Annotated in this window: 20 protein-coding genes; 6 read left to right on the top strand and 14 right to left on the bottom strand. The window is 73.2% G+C overall.

The window, feature by feature from the left end; translation table 11 throughout:
- Nucleotides 1–438 precede the first annotated feature (438 nt).
- Together ACFWU6_RS27660 and ACFWU6_RS27655 are read left to right on the top strand one after the other, a co-directional pair.
- Nucleotides 439–1,578 carry an ADP-ribosylglycohydrolase family protein gene (locus tag ACFWU6_RS27660; RefSeq protein WP_383983641.1) on the top strand — a complete coding sequence of 380 codons (1,140 nt, stop codon included), beginning with the start codon at nt 439–441 and terminating at the stop codon, nt 1,576–1,578.
- 126 nt (nt 1,579–1,704) lie between these two features.
- Nucleotides 1,705–2,565 carry a TIGR03619 family F420-dependent LLM class oxidoreductase gene (locus ACFWU6_RS27655; protein ID WP_383983627.1) on the top strand — a complete coding sequence of 287 codons (861 nt, stop codon included), beginning with the start codon at nt 1,705–1,707 and terminating at the stop codon, nt 2,563–2,565.
- 71 nt (nt 2,566–2,636) lie between these two features.
- On the opposite strand, the gene ACFWU6_RS27650 is transcribed toward ACFWU6_RS27655, so the two are convergent.
- Entirely contained in the window at nt 2,637–3,203 is a 567-nt protein-coding gene (locus ACFWU6_RS27650) for an ATP-binding protein (RefSeq protein WP_383983625.1), read from the bottom strand.
- Between the two features lie 128 nt (nt 3,204–3,331).
- Here ACFWU6_RS27650 and ACFWU6_RS27645 point away from each other — a divergent pair, with 128 nt between their 5' ends.
- Nucleotides 3,332–4,168 carry a Scr1 family TA system antitoxin-like transcriptional regulator gene (locus tag ACFWU6_RS27645; protein ID WP_383983623.1) on the top strand — a complete coding sequence of 279 codons (837 nt, stop codon included), beginning with the start codon at nt 3,332–3,334 and terminating at the stop codon, nt 4,166–4,168.
- Complete coding sequence (locus ACFWU6_RS27640) at nt 4,165–4,416, top strand: DUF397 domain-containing protein (protein ID WP_383983621.1); 252 nt, start codon at nt 4,165–4,167, stop codon at nt 4,414–4,416. The genes ACFWU6_RS27645 and ACFWU6_RS27640 overlap by 4 nt, the downstream gene beginning before the upstream one ends.
- Before the next feature lie 4 nt (nt 4,417–4,420).
- Here ACFWU6_RS27640 and rph read toward each other — a convergent pair whose 3' ends face one another.
- On the bottom strand, nt 4,421–7,027 hold the full coding sequence (rph, locus tag ACFWU6_RS27635) for a rifamycin-inactivating phosphotransferase (protein WP_383983619.1): 2,607 nt from the start codon (nt 7,025–7,027) through the stop codon (nt 4,421–4,423).
- A gap of 168 nt (nt 7,028–7,195) precedes the next feature.
- On the opposite strand from rph, the gene ACFWU6_RS27630 reads away from it, so the two are divergent.
- Complete coding sequence (locus ACFWU6_RS27630; RefSeq protein ID WP_383983617.1) at nt 7,196–7,597, top strand: VOC family protein; 402 nt, start codon at nt 7,196–7,198, stop codon at nt 7,595–7,597.
- A gap of 42 nt (nt 7,598–7,639) precedes the next feature.
- Here ACFWU6_RS27630 and ACFWU6_RS27625 read toward each other — a convergent pair whose 3' ends face one another.
- The 4 genes from ACFWU6_RS27625 to ACFWU6_RS27610 all read right to left on the bottom strand — a co-directional run bounded on the left by ACFWU6_RS27625 (nt 7,640) and on the right by ACFWU6_RS27610 (nt 10,400).
- Nucleotides 7,640–7,933 carry a hypothetical protein gene (locus tag ACFWU6_RS27625; protein WP_383812150.1) on the bottom strand — a complete coding sequence of 98 codons (294 nt, stop codon included), beginning with the start codon at nt 7,931–7,933 and terminating at the stop codon, nt 7,640–7,642.
- An 85-nt stretch (nt 7,934–8,018) separates the two neighbouring features.
- Nucleotides 8,019–8,270, bottom strand: a complete 252-nt coding sequence (locus tag ACFWU6_RS27620) for a helix-turn-helix domain-containing protein (protein ID WP_383812149.1) — start codon at nt 8,268–8,270, stop codon at nt 8,019–8,021.
- Nucleotides 8,271–8,321: 51 nt separating this feature from the next.
- The gene (locus ACFWU6_RS27615) at nt 8,322–8,675 is read right to left on the bottom strand and encodes a transcriptional regulator (protein WP_383983615.1); all 354 of its coding nucleotides are present in this window, start codon (nt 8,673–8,675) and stop codon (nt 8,322–8,324) included.
- Nucleotides 8,676–8,840: 165 nt separating this feature from the next.
- Nucleotides 8,841–10,400 carry an APC family permease gene (locus tag ACFWU6_RS27610; protein WP_383983613.1) on the bottom strand — a complete coding sequence of 520 codons (1,560 nt, stop codon included), beginning with the start codon at nt 10,398–10,400 and terminating at the stop codon, nt 8,841–8,843.
- Between the two features lie 272 nt (nt 10,401–10,672).
- Between ACFWU6_RS27610 and ACFWU6_RS27605 the strand changes: the two genes are divergently transcribed.
- The gene (locus ACFWU6_RS27605; protein ID WP_383983611.1) at nt 10,673–11,764 is read left to right on the top strand and encodes a DNA alkylation repair protein; all 1,092 of its coding nucleotides are present in this window, start codon (nt 10,673–10,675) and stop codon (nt 11,762–11,764) included.
- 93 nt (nt 11,765–11,857) lie between these two features.
- Here the strand turns inward: ACFWU6_RS27605 and ACFWU6_RS27600 are convergent, their stop codons facing one another.
- The 8 genes from ACFWU6_RS27600 to ACFWU6_RS27565 form a co-directional block, all read right to left on the bottom strand.
- On the bottom strand, nt 11,858–13,330 hold the full coding sequence (locus ACFWU6_RS27600) for an aldehyde dehydrogenase family protein (protein ID WP_383812141.1): 1,473 nt from the start codon (nt 13,328–13,330) through the stop codon (nt 11,858–11,860).
- Complete coding sequence (locus ACFWU6_RS27595; protein WP_383983609.1) at nt 13,327–15,066, bottom strand: amidohydrolase family protein; 1,740 nt, start codon at nt 15,064–15,066, stop codon at nt 13,327–13,329. The genes ACFWU6_RS27600 and ACFWU6_RS27595 overlap by 4 nt, the downstream gene beginning before the upstream one ends.
- Before the next feature lie 294 nt (nt 15,067–15,360).
- Nucleotides 15,361–16,482 carry an LLM class flavin-dependent oxidoreductase gene (locus ACFWU6_RS27590; RefSeq protein WP_383983607.1) on the bottom strand — a complete coding sequence of 374 codons (1,122 nt, stop codon included), beginning with the start codon at nt 16,480–16,482 and terminating at the stop codon, nt 15,361–15,363.
- A gap of 115 nt (nt 16,483–16,597) precedes the next feature.
- Nucleotides 16,598–17,383, bottom strand: a complete 786-nt coding sequence (locus ACFWU6_RS27585) for an SDR family NAD(P)-dependent oxidoreductase (protein WP_383812572.1) — start codon at nt 17,381–17,383, stop codon at nt 16,598–16,600.
- An 11-nt stretch (nt 17,384–17,394) separates the two neighbouring features.
- A complete protein-coding gene (locus ACFWU6_RS27580) occupies nt 17,395–18,342 on the bottom strand; it encodes an LLM class F420-dependent oxidoreductase (protein ID WP_383812574.1) in 948 nt (315 codons plus the stop codon).
- Nucleotides 18,343–18,528: 186 nt separating this feature from the next.
- A complete protein-coding gene (locus ACFWU6_RS27575) occupies nt 18,529–18,711 on the bottom strand; it encodes a hypothetical protein (RefSeq protein WP_383983605.1) in 183 nt (60 codons plus the stop codon).
- Between the two features lie 169 nt (nt 18,712–18,880).
- Nucleotides 18,881–19,678, bottom strand: a complete 798-nt coding sequence (locus tag ACFWU6_RS27570) for a hypothetical protein (RefSeq protein ID WP_383812578.1) — start codon at nt 19,676–19,678, stop codon at nt 18,881–18,883.
- A gap of 110 nt (nt 19,679–19,788) precedes the next feature.
- Entirely contained in the window at nt 19,789–20,442 is a 654-nt protein-coding gene (locus tag ACFWU6_RS27565) for a trypsin-like serine peptidase (RefSeq protein ID WP_383983603.1), read from the bottom strand.
- Nucleotides 20,443–21,537 lie beyond the last annotated feature (1,095 nt).

The raw sequence follows: 21,537 nt of genomic DNA, 5'->3' as shown, positions 1-21,537 counted from the left end.
CCCAGCCCCGATGCCCACCCGGCCCCGGCCCCCGGCATCCCCGAGGGTCACGGCGCCCCGGGGGGTCCCGGCACCCCGGCGGGCCACACTCCCGGCACCCCCACGGGCCACGGCACCCATCCGGCCCCCGCCCCCGGCACCCCCGCGGTCCACGGTCCCGGGGCCCGGGTGGGCCACGGCACCCCCGCGGGCCACACCCCCGGCATCCCCGCGGTCCACGGTCCCGGGGCCCCCGCGGCCCACACCCCCGGTGCCCCCGCGGGCCCCGGCCACGCCGGGGGCGCGTACCCGCTCGGTGCGGCGGCCGCGGGCCCGGGCCGGCCCGCCGGGCCGGAAGGGCGCGGCACGAACCAGCCGCCCGCCTGCCCGGCCCCGGCCGGCGGGGCCGCGCGGGCGCAGGCGGGCTCCGCCGGGGCCGAGCGGACGCTCGGGCGGGGGATCGTCACCGGGCTGTGGGGACGGGTCGAGCAGCAGGACTTCCGCAGCCGGGTCCGCGGCACCCTCCTCGGCGCCGCCATCGGCGACGCCCTCGGGGCTCCCGTGGCCGGGCACACGCTCACCGGCATCCGCGACGCCCACGGCCCGGCGGGCCTGACCGGGCCCGTCCCCGCCGGGGGCCGCCGCGGAGCCGTCACCGCCGCCACCCAGCTCACCCTCTTCACCGTGGACGGCCTGATACGCGCCCACGTCCGCCGGGACACCGGCGCCTGGCACCCGCCCACCGACCTCCACCGCGCCTACCTGCGCTGGGCCGCCACCCAGCACGACTGGGGCCCGGACGAGCGCCGCGCGGACAACGGCTGGCTCGCGCGGGAGGAGTGGCTCTACGCCCGCCGCTCCCCCGACCGCGCCTGCCTGACCGGCTTCGCCGACGACGTCCTGGGCACCCTGGAGCACCCCAAGAACCCCGGCGCCCGCAGCGCCGCCGCCGCGACCCGCTCCGCCCCCTTCGGCCTGCTCGTCGGCTGGGAGCCGGCCCTCGTCCTCCAGCTCGCCGTCGAATGCGCCGCGCAGAGCCACGGCCACCCCGCCGGCTACCTCGCCGCCGGGGCCCACGCCGTCATCGTCCACGGCCTGATCCGCGGCGACTCCCTGGACTCCGCCGTCCAGCGCGCCCTCGGCCTGCTGGGCGCCCGCCCGGGCCACCAGCCCGTCACCGACGCCCTCCAGCGCGCGATGGCCGCCGTCACCCGGGGCGCTCCCGGCCCGGAGGTCGTCGAGGCCCTCTCCCCCGCCTCCCCCGGTGCGGGCCACGGCCGCGGCCACAGCCCCGGCGCCGAGGAGGTGCTCGCCGTCGCCGTCTACTGCGCCCTCGTCGCCGAGGACGTCCCGCACGGCCTGCGCCTCGCCGTCAACCACGGCGGCGACTCCGCCGCGGCCGGCGCCCTGTGCGGAGCCCTGCTCGGCGCCCAGCACGGCGAGACGGCCCTCCCGGCCGCCTGGCTCGCCGAGTTGGAGGGCCGCGCCGCGGTCCTGGAGATCGCGGACGACTTCGCCCTGGAGCTGACCCAGGGCCCCTCCCTGCACGGCCCCGCCCTCGCCGCCCCGGGCTGGCTGGCCCGCTACCCGCGCGGCTGACCGCAGGCGGGAGCGAGCGCACGCCGCCCCCGCGCAGCGGCTCCGGAACCGTCCTGACGCACCCTCAACAATCGCGGCCCGAGCCCGTACCGTTGCGTTTCCGACGTCCCGGAGGTGCCCACAGCCATGCGGATCGCCACGACCATCTTCCTCACCGACCGCACCGTCTCGCCCGTCCGTCTCGCCCGCAGTCTGGAGGAGCGCGGATTCTCCGGCCTCTACCTCCCCGAGCACACGCACATCCCGGTCGCCCGCGACACCCCCGCCCCCATGGGCGGCGAGCTCCCCGAGATGTACGGGCGGACCCTCGACCCCTTCGTGGCCCTCGCGCAGGCCTCCGCCGTGACCGAGCGGCTGCACCTCGGCACCGGCATCACGCTGGTCGCCCAGCACGACCCGATCGACCTGGCGAAGCAGGTCGCCACGCTGGACCACCTCTCCGGCGGCCGCGTCACCCTCGGCATCGGCTACGGATGGAACGTCGAGGAGGCCGCCGACCACGGCGTCGAGTGGCGCACCCGGCGCGAGCTGGTCCGCGACCGGATGGCGCTGATGCGCACCCTGTGGGCGCCCGAACCGACGGCGTACGTCGGCGGGTTCTCCTCCGTCCGGGCCAGCTCCGCCCATCCCAAGCCCGTGCAGGCGCCCCGCGAGCTGGGCCCCGGCGTCCCGCTGTACGGCCCCCGCACCCTGATCGGCGGCCAGGCCGGGCCGAAGCTCTTCGCCGCCATCGCCGACCACGCCGACGGCTGGCTGCCCATCGGCGGCGGCGGCCTCACCGAGTCGCTCCCGGTGCTGCGCCAGGTCTGGGAGACCGCCGGGCGCGACCCGAAGTCCCTCCAGGTGGTCCCGTACGCGGTCCAGCCCAGCCCCGGCAAGATCGGCCACTACGCGGACCTCGGCATCGAGGAGGTCGTCCTCCAGCTCCCCTCCGCCCCGGAGCCCGAGGTCCTGCGCGCCCTGGACGCCTTCGCCCGGTACCTCTGACCCGCCGGCCCCGGGGAAGAAATACGGGTGCGCCCGGACGCGCCGCACGGCCGCCTGCTCGACCGGGTCGCCTACCTCGTCGGCGCGTCCGCGCCGTCCACCCAGGCCGGACCACGACCGCCGCCGCCCACCTCGGCGTGCCCTTCCACTGCGGCGGCCCGGACGAGCCCGGCTACGAAGCCCCCCGCTGGCGGACCCTGCCCGGCTGACCGGTCCGCCAGCGGCAGTTCGGCCCAGACCGTCTTGCCGACCAGCCGGTCCACGACCCCCCAGCCGGCCGCGAGGGCCTCCACGATGCGCATCCCGTGCCCGGACTCGGCCTGCTCCGTGTACGGCCCGACGGCAGGCCGGCGGTCGGCGCGCGCGTCGGACACCTCGATCCGCAGCACGGCGTCCATGAGGATCAGCCGCAGCTCGAAGTCCCGCCCGGGGACCCGCCCGTGCAGGACGGCGTTGGCGGCCAGCTCCGCGATGAGCAGCCCGGCATCGGCGGCCAGCCGGGTCGTCCCCGGGATACCCCAGTCGTGCAGCTCGTAGAGGGCCAGTTGGCGCGCGAGTCGGGCACCACGGCGGGTGGCACTGAAACGCTCAGTGAACATGCGTACGAGGGCCCCGCTGGGCCCCGAAGGTGCGGTCATGGGCTCAACATGGCGCGTGAACAGGGCCGTTCAACACCACCGCAACTCGTACAAACCAACTGTACGAGTCACCTCCCTGGACACGCGGAGTCACGGCGCGTCACCCTTTCCTCGGGGAGGTGACCGCCATGGTGCGTACCGACGACAGCGGTGACGGCGAGGTCGAGCCCGATGACAACCTGCGCTGCTTCGGCGAGACGGTCAAGGCCTCGCGCAGACGGGCCGGCCTGACGCAGGAGCAGCTGGCGCCGCTGATCGGCTACTCCGTGCAGTACGTCGGCTCGGTCGAGCAGGGCCGCCGCCACCCGTCGCAGAAGTTCGTCAACAAGACGGAGGCGGTGCTGGACTCCTTCGGTGTCATCGGCATCGCGGCGAAGCAGTTGACGCGGCGGCGCGGGCTGGCGTCCTGGTTCCGGCGGTGGGCCGAGCTGGAGGAGGGGGCGGTCACCCTCAACACGTACGAATGCCGGTCCGTACCGGGGCTGCTCCAGCCGGAGTCGTACGCCCGGGCTCTGATCGACAACGTCCCGCCCCTGGCGACCCCCGAGGAGGCCGAGGCCCGGATCACGGCCCGCACGGAACGCCAGAGGCTGCTGCTCCGCACCCCGTACGTCCTCTTCAGCTTCATCATCGAGCAGGCGCTGATCGAGCGGCGGACGGGCGGCACGGAGGTCACGCGGGAGCTGATCGACCGGCTCCTGGCGTGCGGGGAGCTGCCGAACGTCGACGTCCAGATCATGCCGCTGGTCCAGCCGGTCCATGCGGGCACGGACGGACCTTTCCAGCTCCTGGAGACCAACGAACACGAGTGGCTCGGCTACAGCGAGGGACAGCAGTCGGGCTTGGTGATCTCAGACCCGAAAGACATCAGCCTCCTCCACCAGCGGTATGCCAAACTTCGCATTCAGGCCCTCAATCCGGCGGAAAGCGCCGACCTGTTGATGCGAATGCGAGGCTCCCTGTGAACGGCTCCCCGTTGCGGTGGTTCAAGAGCAGCTACAGCGGCAGCCAGGGCGACAGCTGCGTCGAAGTCGCTCTCTCCTGGAACAAGTCCACCTACAGCAGCGGTGACGGCGACAACTGCGTCGAAGTCGCCGCCTGCGCCGACGCCGTGCACGTCCGGGACTCCAAGGTGACGGACGGTCCCGAGCTGGCGGTGGCCCCCCGCACCTGGACCGCCTTCGTGAGCGGGGTCGCGTCCGGGCGGCGCTGACCGGTCAGGACAGGATCTCGATGTACCCGTCCGTTCCGTGCACGCGAATCCGCTGGCCGTCCCGGATCAGCAGGGTGGCCCGCTCCACGCCCACGACGGCCGGCAGGCCGTACTCCCGGGCGATCACCGCGCCGTGGGTCATCAGGCCGCCCACCTCCGTCACCAGGCCCGCGATCCCGACGAACAGCGGCGACCAGCTGGGGTCCGTGAAGGCCGTGACCAGGATGTCGCCCGCTTCGAGATCGGCCTCCGCCATGTCGAGGATGACGCGGGCCCGTCCCTCGACGGTCCCGGCGGAGACCGGTACGCCGACCAGGGCGCCGGCCGGCACGTCGTCGCGCCGGTACGCCCCGGTGACGACCTCGCCGTCCGAGGTGAGCACCCGGGGCGGTGTGAGCGCGTGGTACGAGCGGAACGCCTCCTTGCGCTCCCGGACGAGCCCGTCGTCGACCCGCTGCGCGCGCACGGCCTCGTGGAGTTCCTGGAAGGTGAGGTAGAAGACGTCCTCCGGCTCGGCGAGCACGCCGGCCCGCACGAGACGCCCGGCTTCCTCCAGCAGGGCCTGCTTGTAGAGGAAGGAGCGGCTGACGATGCCGTACTTCGGGTACTCCCGGTACCCGATGAAGGTCCTGACCCGGTCGATCATCCGCTTGGTCTCGTCGGCCTTGCGGTCCCCGTCCGGCAGGGCCCGCACGCGGGACAGCACGTCCTCCTCCATCCGCTGCGCCTTCTGCCGCCCCTGTTCGAAGCGGCGCTGCGCGGCGCCCGGTGCGAAGTTCCTGACGTTGTCGAGGATCGCGGGCACGAGCGTGCCGGGGCGCTCGCGCCAGCGCGGCCTCGTGATGTCGATCTCGCCGACGCAGCGCATGCCGTACCGGTCGAGGTAGCCCTCGATGGCGTCGCGCGCCTCGCGCCCGCCCGGGACCTTGGCCAGCTCGTCCAGGAAGCCGTCGTCCTCGACGCCCGCCAGGAACGCCACCGCCTCCGGGTGCCGGCGGATCACGTCGGCGACGTCGAGCAGTGCCAGTCCCATCTCCGACGTGATGTTGTCGGGAGCGGACAGCGTGAGCGTGTCGGCGGCGTTCTTCTCGCCCAGCCACTCCTGGAGCGTCTCGTTCAGCCACCACGTGGCGTCCATCCCCGCCATGATCGCCTGCATGCTCAGCGGATCTGCGAGGACCCGCTTGTGCTCCTCGAAGGCCTCCAGCAGGAAGTCGAAGAGCGCCGGTCCGCTCTTGGACCGGATGTCGCGCTCCAGGGCGGCGATGGAGGCCCGGCTGCGCTCGATCAGCGCGGTGACGACGGCCGGGTCGGTCGGGAGGGGTGCGGGCGGGGCGGGCGGCCCGCCGGCCGGCGGGCCGGGGGGAGCGGTGTCCGGGAGCGACGGGACGAAGTCGTCGCGGTCGAGGACGGTCTCCAGCGCGTCCCTGACCAGCGGATCGGCCTTCCCCAGGGCGTCCAGGAGGCCGGCGCGGCTCGCGGGCGAGGCGAGGCGCGGGGTGACGTCGACGAACAGCCTTCCGCCGGCCTCGCACATCGGCACCAGGGCCGTCAGCTGCCACACGGAGAGCCCCAGGGGCTTCATGGGGTCGGTCATCATCTGGCCGTGGCCGACGGAGACGTAGACGTGGTTCTCCCGGTCGCCCGTCTCGGGGACGGGGAACAGCGTCGTGATCGGCCGGCTCTGGACGATCTGGAATTCGCCGTCGGCCAGGCACCATTCGATGTCCTGCGGGCTGCCGAAGTGCGCTTCGATCCGCCGTCCGAGCTGTACGAGCCGTACGGCCTGCGCATCCGTCAGCGCCGGCTCCTCCTGCCGCCGGGCGTCGATCACCACTTCCTGCGTACCGCCGCCCGGCAGGGCCTGGACGGCGCGCTGCTTGGCGGCGATCGTCCTCGCGACGACCGCGCCGTCGCGCACCGTGAAGACGTCCGGGTTCACCAGGCCGGAGACGAAGGCCTCGCCGAGGCCGAAGCCGGCGTCCACGGTGGCGACCTTCCGGTTGCCCGTGACGGGGTCGGCGGTGAACAGGATGCCGGCCGCGTCCGGGAAGACCATCTGCTGTACGACCACGGCCATGTGGACCGTACGGTGGTCGATGCCCTGGCGCCGGCGGTAGATCACGGCCCGCTCGGTGAACAGCGAGGCCCAGCAGCGGCTGACGTGCCGCAGGACCGCCTCCGGCCCCATGACGTTCAGGTACGTGTCCTGCTGCCCGGCGAAGGAGGCCGTCGGCAGGTCCTCCGCCGTCGCGCTGGAGCGGACGGCGCAGGCGGTCTGCCCGCCGAGGCGGGCGAGCGCGCCGGTGATCGCGGCCGCGAGGTCGTCCGGGACGGGGAACCCTTCGACGGTCCGGCGGATCTCCGCGCTGAGCGTGCGGATCGCCTCCCGGTCGTCCGGGTCCACGCGCGACAGCCGGTCGAGCAGGCCGTCGATCGACGCCGCCCCGGCCATGACCCGCCGGAAGGCGTCCGTCGTCACGCAGAATCCGCCCGGCACGCGGACGCCCGCCATCCGCGACAGGGCGCCCAGGTGGGCGCCCTTGCCGCCGACGAGCGCGACCTGGGTCGCGTCGACCTCGTGCAGATCCAGCACGTACTGCTCACGCATGGTGGAAGCCCCGATTTCCGCAGGTGGTGGCACAGATCGACGATTCTGCGTCACGACCGGGGCCTTGCGGCAAGCCCCCTGACGGGCTATAACTTGAGAGCGGCAAGGAGAGCTCCTCTCCTTGCCTTTGTCGTTTCCGGCGACGTGGGCCCCGTCTAGGCTTCCACCATGATCATCCATGCCGGTACCCACGTCCGCGTCGCCCGCCCGTCCCTCGACCTGGACGCCGCCGAGCGGTTCTACGTGCAGGGGCTCGGGCTCGACGTGCAGTGGCGCAGCACCGGCGGCGGTCCCGGGGAGCACGACCTGCTGATGGTGGGTCCGGCCGGGGGCGGGTGGCACTTCGAGCTGACCCGGGACGCGCAGGACCCGGTGGCGCCCGCGCCGACCGCGGACGATCTGTTCGTGGTGTACCTGGGGGAGCCGCCGGCCGAGGCCCTCGTCCGGCGGCTCGTGGAGCACGGCGGGACCCGCGTCGCCTCCCACAACCCGTACTGGGACGAGCACGGCGTCACGGTCGCCGACCCCGACGGCTACCGCCTCGTCCTGTGCTCCCGCACCTGGGGCTAGGTTGCCGTGCTCCGTCGGCCGGTCGGCCGTCGGGCGGGGCTCTCAGCCGACCTGGGGGGCCTTCGGGAGGCCCGCCGCGAGGGCGCCGCCGGCGCCGGCGAGGGAGCTGTCCATGGCGCCCGTTGCGGACCCGGCCGCGGAACCGGTGACCTCGACGGCCGTCTTCGTGTCCTGGATCGCCTGCCCGGGGTGGTCGACGATGTCGGTGACGCGCTGCGTGATCGGCGGCCCCTGGATGGCGGGCTCGTCGGCGGCGTGGGCGGCGACGGGGGTGAGGGCGAGGGCGGCGCCGCCGGTGAGGACCAGGGCGGACAGGGTGCGCTTCATGGCGTTCATGCCCGGCCCAACGACCCGCCCGCTCCCCGGGTCACCGGTCGGCCCCGCATTCCGCGCATGGCCCCCACCGGCCCCGGCCACGTCCTCAGTACGGCAGCCCGGCCTCCTGCGCGGCTTCGGCGATGCGTCGGCGCCCTTCCCTGCGGCGCCCGCGCCGCTCCTGGAAGGCAAGCACGTCCGCGAGCCGCGGGAGGCGACGACCGCCCGGCAGACGGTCCGACGGGATGTCGCCCGAGTCCAGCAGTCGAGCCGTGAACGGACGGGAGAGACCCAGCACCTCCGCCGTCTCGGCCGGCGTCAGACGGGCCTCCTCCGCGAGCACGCGCCTACACGGCACCGCCACCTCCTCTCGCCAGTGCGCCATCGCAGAACGGCGGCGCGGGAACGGTCAGCCGAGTACGTACTGTTCGTCCCCGAACTCGGCAACGATCTTCAGCTTGCCGCCGAGGGCGCGGACGTAGGCGGCCAGTGTTTCGACCTCGCTGCGCTCCAGTTCGCCGTTCTCGCGGGATCCCCGCGCTTGGGTGACTCCCATGGCTTCGGCCACCTGCACCTGGGTCGTGTGCTGTCGCTTGCGGACCTCCGCCAAGCGGTGGGCGCGGACCGCCGCGATCATCTCCGCCGCACCGCGGTCGATCTCGGCCTGCTCGGCGGGGGAGAACTCGAACTCCTCGACGAGGTCGTCCCAGCGGGCGGCGGCCTTGGCTCGGCCGCCCTGCGCCGGGCCTTGGTGCTGGCTCACGGCGTGCCCTTCTGCCCGGCGACGGGGATCGCGGTGCGCTACCCACCCTGCCACTTGCCGGCCGTTCCCCGCAGGCGAAGGCGTACGCAACGCCCCCGGCCCCGGATCGGGGATCGATCCGGGGCCGGGGGTGGCGACTCAGCCGTGGGGCGGGGGCGGGAGGGGTCAGTCCTCGACCACCAGGGCCGGGGTGGACTTCGTCAGGACCTGGCCGCGGAAGAAGGCCGGGCTGCGGCGCTCGGTGACGAACATGACGACCAGGCCGAGGGCCAGCAGGCCGACGCCGATGACGAACACGCTGCCGACGCCGAGGACGGTGGAACCGGAGCCGTAGGAGGGGTTCCACATGTCGATCAGCGTCTTGCAGAAGACCGCCGCCAGCAGCAGGCCGCCCAGGACCGGGAAGACGCCCTTGAAGAACAGGTCGCGCGCGGAGCGGCGCAGCTCGGTGCGGAAGTACCAGGCACAGGCGAAGGCCGTCAGCGAGTAGTAGAAGCAGATCATCAGGCCGAGGGCGAAGATCGTGTCGGTGAGGACGTTCTCGCTGAGCAGGGTCATCACCGTGTAGAAGACGCCGGTCGCGACGCCCGCCATGACGGTGGCGCGACCCGGGGTCTTGAACCTGGGGTGGACCTTGGCGTAGGCGGGCGGCAGGGCCTCGTAGGTCGACATGGCCAGGACCGTGCGGGCCACCGGGATGAAGGTGGTCTGCAGGGACGCGGCGGCGGAGGCCAGGACCGCGACGAAGAGCAGGATGCCGAGCATCGGGCCCATGACCGGGCCGGCGAGGGCGGCGAAGACGTTGCCGGAGGTCTCCTCGTTGGCCAGGCCGAGGCCCTCGCCGCCGGAGCCGACGGCCATCTGGGCGGCGACGCCGGTGGCCAGGTAGGAGCCGACGAGGACCACCATGGCGATGAGCGAGGCGCGCCCGGGGGTCTTGGCGGAGCCGGTGGTCTCCTCGTTGGTGGCCAGGCAGGCGTCCCAGCCCCAGTACATGAAGATCGAGAGGGAGAGTCCGGCGGTGAAGGCCGCCATGGACTCGACCGCGAAGGGGTTCATCCAGGACCAGGAGAAGTCCAGGCCGGTGTCGAAGCTGCCGGCGGAGGCCTTCTGGAAGGCCATCGCGACGAAGAGGGCGAGGACCACGAGCTGGAGGCCGACGAGGGCGTACTGGACGCCCTTGGTGGCGGTCATGCCGCGGTAGCTGATGGCGGTCGCGACGGCGATCAGGGTGAGGCAGGTGGCGATGTGGACGAGCTTGTTGTCGTCGAGGGCGGCGATCGAGGCGTTGCCGGTGATCTCGCCCGCCAGCAGCCAGAAGTAGGAGGTGGCGACCCCGGCCAGGTTGGACAGCACGATGATCGTGGCGATCACCAGGCCCCAGCCGCACATCCAGCCGATCCGCGGGCCGAAGGCCTTGACGGTCCAGGTGAAGGAGGTGCCGCAGTCCGGCATGGCCTTGTTGAGCTCCCGGTACGCGAAGGCGACCAGCAGCATCGGGAGGAAGCCGGCGAGGAAGACCGCCGGCATCTGGACGCCGACCTCGCCGGCGGTGGAGCCGAGGGTCGAGGTCAGGCAGTAGACGGGGGCGACGGTGGAGATGCCGATGACGGCGCTGCCCACCAGTCCGACGGACCCCTTGCCGAGGCCCTTGCCGCGCACATCGCCTTCGGCGACGCCGCTTACCGTGTCTCCGACCTGAGGCCGGACGTCCAGCTGAGTCATGGGTCAGGACGTTAGAGGGTGCGGTTTCCTCATCCGGAGGGCTTAAGTCCAGTACTCCACAGGGCTAAAATCCTTCGAATCGCGGCAGTGACTTCGTTCACACTCCCGCAATACAAGGTTCACTCAGACATCCATTCATGGTTCGAAAGGCACGCTGCCCAACCTTCCGGAATGCGGAAACCGCAGGCGTGTCCGTTTCGCCCCATTCCAAACTTTCCCGTGCCAATTTCAGGGGCGCCCGAAACCCGGGCCCGGTCCGCCAGACTGGCCCCATGCCCACAGCCGACGAGCTCCTCAGCGCGGATACCGTCAGTAACCTGGCCCGGTTGCTCGCCCACGCGGCCCGCAGACCCGACTCCCCGGCGCTCCGCGCCCGCGCCGCGACCCTCGGCGGCCTCGCCTTCAGCGGACGCGTCGCCGCCGTCCGCGACGCCGTCCTCGCCGACCTCCCGGCGGACTGGCCGGCCTTCGAGGCCGTCCTGCGCACCGCCCTGGAGGACCCCGGCTTCACCGGCTGGATGACGTTCCCCGTGAACGAGGCCGTCGGCGTCCGCGGGCTCGCGGCCTTCGAGCCGGGCCTGGCGCTCCTGCGCGACCTCACGCCCCGGCTGACCGCCGAATCCGCTGTACGCCCCTTCCTGCGCGCCGATCCCGCCCGCGCCCTCGCCGTGGTCGAGGGCTGGACCGGGGACCCCGACCCGCACGTGCGGCGCCTGGTCAGCGAGGGCACCCGGCCGCGCCTGCCGTGGGCGCCGCAGCTGCCCGCGTTCATCGCGGACCCCCGGCCGGCCGTGCCCCTGCTCGACGCCCTGCACCGCGACGGGTCCGAGTACGTCCGCCGCTCCGTGGCCAACCACCTCAACGACATCAGCCGCGACCACCCCGCGCTCGCCGTGGAGATCGCCGCGAAGTGGCGCACGGACCCCGCCCCCACGACGGATCGCGTCGTCCGGCACGGACTGCGCACCCTGGTCAAGGCAGGCCGGCCCGACGCGCTCACCCTGCTCGGCCACTCCCCCGACGTCGAGGTCAGCGTGCACGGCCCCGTCGTCACCACCCCGCACGTCGCCGTCGGGGAGTACCTGGTCTTCGACTACGCGATCACCCACGCCGGCGCGCTACCCGCCGAACTGGTCGTCGACTACGTGGTCCAGCACGTCAAGGCCAACGGTGCCCGCACCCCGAAGGTCTTCAAGCTCACGACCCGCAGCATGGCCCCCGGCGAGACCCTCACCGGCACCAAGCGGCACTCCTTCAAGCCGATCACCACCCGCCGCTACCACTCCGGCGAGCACCTGGTGCAGCTCCAGGTCAACGGCCGGGTGCGGGGCGAGGCCGCCTTCACCCTCGACGCCGCCCCCTGACCCCGCCCCCTGACCCCGCCCCCTGACCCCGCCCCCCGCCCCCGTGCCCCGGCGGGGGCGGGGGACGGGGGCGGGGCCCCGGCCCACGGGGGTTCAGGCCGTCCAGACGATCGACTGCACCTCGCTGTAGGCGTGCAGGGCGTACGAGCCGACGTCCCGGCCCACGCCCGACCGCTTGAAACCGCCGAACGGCGCCTCCATGTTCCGGCCGATGGTGTTCACGCCCACCCCGCCCGACCGCAGCCGCCGCGCCACCCGGAAGGCGCGCGCCGGGTCCCCGGACCAGACGTAGCTGATCAGCCCGAAGTCGCTGTCGTTGGCCAGGTCCACGGCCTCCTCCTCGCCGCCGTCGAAGGGGACGACCACGACCACCGGGCCGAAGATCTCCTCCCGTACCACCCGCATGTCGCGGGTGCAGTCCACCAGCAGGGTCGGCGCCACGTAGAAGCCGCGGCCGTCGCCCACCACCGGGCGCTCCCCGCCGAAGGCGATCCGCGCGCCCTCCTTGCGGCCCAGCTCGACGTACGACTCCACCCGGTCGCGGTGCGCCGCCGAGATGACCGGGCCCACCACCGTGCCGCGCACCGCCGGGTCGCCCACCTGCATGAAGGTGAGGTAGCCGGTGAGCTTCTCGACCAGCTGGTCGTAGACCGCGCGGTGCGCGATCACCCGCGTCGGCGCCGTGCAGATCTGCCCCGAGTAGAAGGAGAAGGTCGTCCCGATGCCCAGTACCGCCGCGTCCAGGTCGGCGTCCTCGAAGACCAGCGCGGCGCCCTTGCCGCCCAGCTCCATCAGCTGCCGCTTCATCGTCCGGCCGCAGACCTCGGCGATGCGCTGGCCGACGCCCGTGGAGCCGGTGAAGGACACCATGTCCACGTCCGGGGAGTCCACCGCGGCCTCGCCGACCTCCACCGAGGTGCCCGAGACCACGTTCACCACGCCCGCCGGGACCCCGGCCTCGTCGAGCGCCTGCGCCATCCGGAACACCGACAGCGGGTCCTGCGGGGCCGGTTTGACCACCACCGTGTTGCCCATGGCCAGGGCCGGGGCGACCTTGCCCGCCGGATTCGCCCACGGGTTGTTGTAGGAGGTGATGCAGGTGACGACGCCGACCGGCTGGCGCACCTCCAGCGCTCCCAGCACGCTCGCCCGCCCCATCGGTCCGGCCTGCGTGACCTGCGGCGGCAGCCCCCGCTCCACCGGCTCCAGGGCGCCCTTCGCGTACCGCCGGAAGCGGGCCACCCCGACGCCGACCTGCATGGCGCGGGCGATGCCGGTCGGCGCGCCCGACTCCTGCCGGGCGAGCTCGGACCAGGGCTCGTACTCGCGCTGGATGATGTCGGCGGCCCGGTCCAGGATCGCCGCCCGCTCCTCGGGCGGCGTGCGGGACCAGGCCTCGAAGGCACCGGCCGCGGCCCGCGCCGCCTCCTGGACCTGGCCGCGCGAGGCCTCGGGAGCGAGCCCGACGACCGACTCGTCGGCCGGGTTGACGATTTCGTAGTGGCCGCCCGCCGGCTCCACCCACTCCCCGCCGATGTAGAGCCGCTGGGGCGCCCGGCCGCTCATCGCGTGCTCACCGTCCTCGTGTCGCGGCCCGACCGCAGCACGATGCCCGGGACCGCGCCCGTCACCTCGTCGTCGCGGATGGTCTCCACCCCGTTGACCCGCACCGACACGATCCCGACGGCCCGCGCGTCCAGGCGCGGGCTGTCCCCGGGGAGGTCGTGCACGAGCGTCGCCGGTCCGGCCTCGATCCGCTCCGGATCGAAGAGGACCAGGTCCGCGTGGTAGCCCTCGGCGATCCGGCCCCGCTCGCGCAGCCCGAAGAGCCGCGCCGGATCGTCGGTGAGCATCTTCACCGCCTGCTCCAGCGGGACGAGCCTGCGGCCGCGCAGGCAGTCGCCGAGGAAGCGGGTGGTGTACGGGGCTCCGCACATGCGGTCCAGGTGCGCGCCGGCGTCGGAGCCGCCGAGCATGACGTCCTCGTGCTGCCAGGTCTCCCGGCGCAGCGCCCAGCTCGCCGGATCGTTGTCGGTGGGCATCGGCCACAGCACCGTGCGCAGGTCGTCGTTGGCGCAGATCTCCACCAGGCAGTGGAAGGCGTCCTGGCCGCGCTCGGCGGCGATGTCGTTCACGACCCGCCCGGAGAGGCCGTCGTTCTCCTTGCTGTACGTGTCGCCGATGACGTACCGCCCGAAGGTGGCGAGGCGGCGGAAGACGCCGGCCTCCTTGCTGTCCGCGCGGCGCAGCATCTCGGCCCGCACGTCCGCGTCGCGGAGCTTCGCGATCCGCTCGGGGACGGGCAGGGCGAGGACCTCGCCCCAGCCGGGGATGAGGTTGAGCGCGCAGAAGGTGCCGAGCGACATGTTCATGGGGGTGAGGATCGGCATGGTGAGCGCGACGATCCGGCCGCCGGCCCGGCGGGCGCGCTCGCTGGGGACCAGCTGGCGCGGGACCCGCTCGGGGACGGAGGCGTCGATGGTGAGGACGTTCCAGTTCAGGGGCCGTCCGGCCGTCGCGCTCATCTCGACGAGGAGGTCGATCTCCCCGTCGGAGAACTGGTCGAGGCAGCCCGCGACGATGGCTTCGAGCTGGGTGCCCTCGTGTTCGGCGACCGCCCGGGAGAGGGCGAGCAGTTCCTCCGGCTTCGCGTGCCGGGAGGCGACCGGGTCGCCGGCGCCGTCGGAGTGGGTGGAGGACTGGGTGGTGGACAGGCCCCAGGCTCCGGCGTCCATGGCGTCGTGGAAGAGGGCGAGCATCTCGTCCATCTGCTCGGCGGTGGGCTGTCCGCCGACGGCCGCCTCGCCCATGACGTGGCGGCGCAGGGCGCAGTGGCCGACCATGAACCCGGCGTTGACGGCGATCCGGCCGTCGAGGGCGTCGAGGTACTCCCCGAAGGTGGACCAGCTCCAGTCGACGCCCTCTTCGAGGGCCTTGAGGGCCATGCCCTCGACCTTGCTCATCATGCGGCGGGTGTAGTCGGCGTCCTCGGGGCGCGCCGGGTTCAGGGGGGCCAGGGTGAAGCCGCAGTTGCCGCCCGCGACGGTGGTGACGCCGTGGTTCATGGAGGGCGTGGCGTACGGGTCCCAGAAGAGCTGGGCGTCGTAGTGCGTGTGCGGGTCGACGAAGCCGGGCGCCAGCACGAGGCCGGTGGCGTCCTCGCCGGTGCGGGCCTGTTCGGTGACGGTGCCGGGGTCGCCGATGGCGACGATCCGGCCGTCCCGGATGCCGACGTCGGCGACGCGCGCGGGCGCGCCGGTCCCGTCGACGACGGTAGCGCCCTTGATCAGGTGGTCGAGCATGACGTCCCTTCTGCCGGTGTTCGGGTAGCGGGCCGTGTCCCCGGGCTGCGGCCGCCCTTTGCCTTCCGGCAGTCCAGGCGCACCCGCGGGCGGCATCAGCCGAAAATCCAGCCCCTCCGGCGTGTGAGGAGCGGGGGTACGGGGGCGGAGCCCCCGCAGCGGCGCCGCACCCGTGCGTGGACGCCGGGCCCCCGGCCGGAGGCCGCCGGGCCGGCCGCGGCCCTGGGGCGGCCTCCGGCCGGGGACGGTTCGGGGCAGCGGTCCGGGAAGACGCCGCCCCGTTCCCCCGCCGGGTCAGGCGGCCTGGCGGAAGCGGGTCGTGCGGTGGACCGGGTCGGTGTCGATGTGCGGGATCACGTGCTCGCCGATGAGCTTGATGGTGGTGAGCGTGTCCTCGGGCGAGACGCCGGTCGGCAGGCCGAAGGAGAGCTGGTCGGCGCCGGCCTGCTCCCAGCGCTTGCACTGGGCGCGCACCTCGGACGGGTCGCCGCAGATCAGGAGCTCCTCGGCGATCAGCAGCTCGATGATCTCCGCGTTGTACTCCGGCAGCAGCTCGGGCCACTGCGGGATCGCCTCGGGCCGCGGGAAGGTGTCGTGGTAGCGGAAGACCAGCGACTGGAAGCGGTTCATGTGGGCGTTGACGGCGATCTCCACGGCCTTGTCGTGGGTCTCGGCGCAGATCGCGGTGGAGGTGACCATGACGTTGTCGTTGACGAAGGCGCCGATGGCCTTCGCCTCCTGGACGGCCGTCTTGTACTGCTCCAGCACCCACTCCATGTCGGAGACCTTCTGCACGCTGAAGCCCAGCACGCCGAGGCCCTTCCTCGCCGCCATCGCGTACGAGGAGGGGGAGCCGGCGGCGTACCACATCGCCGGGTGGGCCTTGCCGTACGGCTTGGGGAAGATCTTCCGCGGCGGCAGCGACCAGTGCTTGCCCTGGAACCCCTCGTACTCCTCCTGGAGGAACATCTTGGGGAACTCCGCGATGGTCTCCTCCCAGATCTCCTTGGTGCCGTCCATGTCCTCGATGCCGGGGAGGAAACCGAGGATCTCGTGGCTGCCCGCGCCGCGCCCGGTGCCGAATTCGAAGCGGCCCTTGGAGAGGTGGTCGAGCATGGCGACCTTCTCGGCCACCTTCACCGGGTGGTTCACCGGCGCGAGGGGGTTGAAGATGCCGGAGCCCAGGTGGATGCGCTCGGTGGCGTGCGCGAGGTACCCGAGGAAGACCTCGTTCGCCGAGAGGTGCGAGTACTCCTCCAGGAAGTGGTGCTCGGAGGCCCAGGCGTACTTGAAGCCCGACTTGTCGGCCTGGATGACGTACTCGGTCTCCTCGATCAGCGCCTTGTGCTCCGCCTCCGGGTCGACCTTGGACCGTGACTCGGCCACGTATCCCTGCACGAAGAGCCCGAATTCCAAGGGGGTTCACCGTCCTTTTGTTTCTGACGTTGCGTCAGATTTGATGCCCCGACTGTTCCACCGCCGGGGCCGGAGCGTCAATACCTGACGCTCCATCAGATAACTCGCCGGAGCCTCAGGCGATGCTGACGCCCGCCATCCAGCCGCCGTCGATGACGAACGGCTGGCCGGTGATGTACGAGGAGTCGTCGCCGGTCAGGAAGAGGGCCAGCTTCGCGACCTCCTCCGGCCGCCCCACCCGCCCCATCGGCACGACCCGCCGGTACAGCTCGGCCATCGCCTCCCGGGCCTCGTCGGTCAGCCCCGCCGGATCCAGCAGCCCCGGATTGGCCATCGGGGTGTCCACGGCCCCCGGGCACATCGCGTTGACCCTGATCCCCTTGCCCGCCAGCTCCATGGCGGCGACGCGCGTCAGCCCCAGGACCGCCGCCTTGGTCGCCGCGTAGGCGCCCACGTACGCCATGCCCGTCAGACCGGTGTACGAGGAGGTGTTGACGATCGTGCCGCCGCCGGCCGCCTCGATCTCCGGGGCGACCGCCTTGATGCCGAGGAAGGCGCCCACCTGGTTGACCTCCACCACCTGCCGGAACTCCTCCAACGGGGTCCCGGTCAGCTCGTTGAAGCGCAGGATGCCCGCGTTGTTGACCAGCCCGTCGACCGGCCCGAAGGCCTCCTTCGCGGCGGCGATCGCCGCGGCCCAGTCCTCCTCCCGGGTCACGTCCAACCGCACGTACCGGGCCCGGTCCCCGCCGATCTCCGCGGCCACGGCCGCGCCCTGGTCGTCCAGTACGTCACCGAGCAGCACCCTGGCGCCCTCGGCGGCGAACAGGCGGGCCTCCTGCTCGCCCTGGCCGCGCGCCGCGCCGGTGATGACGACGACCCGTCCGTCGAGCTTGCCCATGCCGGTGCCTCCTAGTCGTTGAGGTGCGGCGCCACGTCGGCGCCGAACGCGGCGATCTGATCGGTCAGCTCGGCGCGGTCGCGGCTGCGGAAGCGGACCTGGATCTGGTCCACGCCCAGCGCCCGGTACTCCCGCAGGGACTCGGCCAGCGCCTGCGCCGCGCCGGTCAGGGTCCGGCGGCCGGTGTCCCAGCCGGGCTCGCCGACGTACAGCGCCTCGGTGATCGCGCCGATCTCGAAGGGGTCCTCGATCCCGGCCCGCGCGCGCAGCTCCCGAATCCGGGCGATCTGCGCCGGGAGCCGGTCGCGCGGGTCCCCCTGCGGGAGCCAGCCGTCGCCGCGGACGGCGGCCCGGCGCACGGCGGGAGCCGAGGAGCCGCCGACCCAGACGGGAATCCGGTGCTGGACCGGGCGGGGCAGCTGGCCGAGGTCCTTGAAGGAGAAGAGCTCGCCCTCGAACTCCGGGTACTCCTCGGGCCCCAGCGCCACGCGCAGCGCGTCCAGGGTCTCGTCGAGGACGGCGCCGCGCCGGGCGAAGTCCGCGCCGAGGACCTCGAACTCCTCCTCGACGTGGCCGGCGCCGACACCGAGGATCAGCCGGCCGCCGGAGAGGTGGTCGACGGTGGCGTACTGCTTGGCGCTGATCAGGGGGTGGCGCAGGCCGAGGACGGCCACGTGGCTGAGCAGCCGGACGCGCTCGGTGATCCCGGCGAGGAAGGAGAGGGTGGCCACCGGGTCGTACCAGACGGTGCTCATGGGCCCCGCGAGCCGGCGCGGGATGGCCACGTGGTCGCAGGTGGCCAGGTACCCGAAGCCGGCCCGGTCCGCCGCCCGGGCGATCTCGGCGAGATCGGCCGCGCCGGCCGCCGCCTCCCAGGGTTCCGCGTAGATGGTGCTCTGCGACTGGATCGGGAGCTGCATCCCGTAGACCAGCCGACCTTCCGGAAACACGCGCGCCATGCCGGACCCGCCTCGCCTTCGCCTGCCGATTTCGCCTGCCGATTCGTGTGCCCATCCGTCCCTACGGTGCCGGGCCATCGTCGTAGCTGACGGTCCGTCAGGCAAGGGGTGGGGCGGGGCGGCCGTTCCGGGCGTTGCGGAGTCCGGCCCACGGCGGGATCGTCCTGCTCACCGCCGGTGATCCGTTCACGGCCGGCACTGATCGACGCGGCGCGGCCGGACGGCTGCGCGCCGGCCGTCGGCGCGGCGACCCTCGCCGAGGTGCGCCGGACCGGCCGCGGCGGCCACCGAGGCGCTCTCGACCGGGCCGGGGAAGGCGGTGTCCTTCGACGGGTCCCCCGTACCGAAGCCCTGCGCGGCCGCCTCCATCGGGCGACCGTCGCCGGTCCCACGGGTCCGCGCCTGAGGACCGGTGGGTCAGAACCGGTGAGTCAGAACGGGTGGGTCAGAACCGGTGGGTCAGAACCGACGCGCCATCGGCACCGACGGGTCATCGGCACCCACGGGTCAGAACCGACGCGTCATCGGCACCGACGGGTCAGAACCCCTCCGGGCCCATCACGATGACCGGCTTCGCCGCCGGGTCCAAGCGCTCCAGGACCTTCTTCATGGCCTCCTTCGGGATGCCGACGCAGCCCTGCGAGGGGCCGTCGTGGTCCACGTGGAGCCAGATGTTGCCGCCCTTGGCCTCGCCCTCCGGCTTGTCCGGGTCCAGCGGGGAGGTGCCCGGCCTGCGGTTGAAGTCGATCGCGACCACATAGTCGAAGGCGCCGGCCAGCGACTCGCCGTTCACGCCCCGACCCGAGGCGACGAAGCCCTCGTCCTGGTCGTACGGCAGCCGGGTGCCGGCCGGCGCGGCCAGCAGGCCGCCCGCGTCGGTCAGCGCGAAGACGCCCTGCGGGGACGTCAGATCGCCGTACGTGCGCTCCGCGGACCACCCCTTGGCGCCGTTGCGGGCGGGCCAGCTCTCCACCCGGACCCAGTCCGCACCCGCCGCCGGACGGGTGTAGAACGCGGCGGTGGACTCCGAGGAGTCCCGGCCCCTGCCGGTGACCAGGACGAGCTGGCGGGACTCGGCCGGAATGCGGGCCCGGGTCTGCTCGCTGATCCCGGACAGGCCCTGGAGCGGATCCCGGGGCGCGTCGCGCGCGGCACGGACCGCCGCCTGCGGACGCGCGTCCGAACGGGCCGCGGCCGCCGCCCTGTCCGGCCGCTCCGCGGCGTACGTCCAGGCCGCCCCGAACGCCACCAGGCCCAGGGTGGCCGCCAGGGCCACCCGGCGGGAGGCGCGGGGGGTACGGGGTCGACGGGAGCGGGCCCGGGCGTGCTTGCTCATTGAACCGACCGTACAGCAGCCGGTCTTCACCGCCCCTGAACCGACACCGCCATGCCACGGAGAGCCGGACTCCTACCGTCAGGCCGCCGGGCGTGTCGAGCTGCGGCGCGTCACGCCCGGCGGGCCGCGACGGCCTTCGCGTAGAGCGTGGCCGCGTACTCCCCCAGGACGGTGCTGGTCGACACGTCGTCCGTGTCCCCGCCGGTCAGGATGCCGATGATCTTCCCGTCCCGGGCGATCCAGGCGCTGCCGCTGGTGCCGCCGGGGAAGTCCGCACAGTCGAAGCGCTGCCGGGTTGCGCTCTCGCGCACCGTGACCGCCGTGCACGTACGGGGAACCTTGCGGTCGGCGGGGTAGCCCGTGACGGTGACCTCCTCGCCCGCGCGGCCGCCGGCGTCCAGCACCGCCGCGCCGGTCACGTCCTCGATGCCGCGGCCCTGGGCGTCCGGAGCGAGGCGGGCGAAGGCGAGGTCGTAGTCGTCGTCGGTGCCCTCGGCCCAGCGGTCGTCCTCGAAGACCTCCTCCAGCTTCCACGTACCGTACGGCGCAGCACCATTCGCGTACGCGGGTGCGAAGACCGCACCCCCTTCGCCCTGCTCCCCGTCGATCAGGCAGTGGCCGGCCGTGACGATGAGATCGCGTCCCGGACTGTGCACGACGGTCGCGGTGCAGAAGTGGTCGCCGTCCAGGCCCTTGGTGAACAGTGCTCCGGTGAAGGCGGCCGGGCCACCCGGCTGCGGTACCACGGCGGGCGGCAGCGTCATCCGCGGCGGAGCGGAGAGCTGCGGCTTCGCCGCTTGCGATCGCGACGGGCCACTCGCCGACGCAGTCGGCGCGGCCTTCGCCCGCACGGGCGCACCCCCCTCGGGCGGCGGCACCAGCACCGCCACGGCGGCAGAGGCCCCCAACGCCGCCACGGCACACAGCACCGCCGTACCCACGGTCCGCTTGTCCACCGGCATGACGCCCCCTCCCCTTTGCCCTGGCGAAGCATGCCTCGGGGGCGGGGGCGGGGGCAAGGGGAGGGGGCGGGGGTGGGGATACGAGGGTGGGGCGGGGGTGTGGGCGGCGGGGGCTTCGGCCGGGCGGGAGCGGACAGGTATGGGGGTTTCCCGTCAGTCTCATCGTCTCTCCAGGTCGGGCCGGTCCCTCAAGGGCGCTCCTCCTTCGTCGTCGCGTCGCTTCGCGATGTCGCTGCGCTCCACCCTTGACCGACCGTCCCGCCCCGGACATACGAAGACTGTCGGGAACCCCCCAAAGGAACGGGCCGGGGGGACATTTCCCCTTCCCGGCGGCCAGGGAAGGGCGGGCGGGCTTCGGGGCGCGTCAGATCGCTACGCGCTTCGCACGGCATAGCGACTGCGGCCCGTCTGGGGCTCATGTAGCGGGCACGCCCTCCAGGCGGGGCCCAGGGCAGCCCTTTCCGGGCCCGGCAGCCGGGTACCTGCGCCAAACAGCGGTGAGATGACCCAGACGGCAGTCCGGCCGGGCCTCACGCGTCAGATCGCTACGCGCTTCCCTCGGTCGAGCGTCCGACCGCCGTCCACCCGTACAAGACCCGTCAGCGGGTCATCTCCCCCATACAGACGTCCGATGGAGTTCGGAATGGGCTGTGATGGAGCGTGAGGTTGATGAATCCAACCTCACGCTCCACCATCTGATCGTTTACCTCCCGCACGGCCCGCAGACGCCGTCACAGCGCCCCCACCACGATCCGTGGGCGGCCTATGTCCAGCCCCAGACGGACCGCAGCCGCCAAGCCGCGAGAAGCGCGTAGCGATCTGACGCGCCCCGAAGACCGCCCGCCCTTCCCTGGCCAGGGCCGATGTGGACTGCTCCCCCCGGCCCGTTCCTTTGGG

The organism is Streptomyces sp. NPDC058674 (assembly GCF_042716505.1).
Classification (GTDB): domain Bacteria; phylum Actinomycetota; class Actinomycetes; order Streptomycetales; family Streptomycetaceae; genus Streptomyces.
Note: the sequence above shows the minus strand (reverse complement) of the source record. Positions and strands in the feature narration are given on the sequence as shown.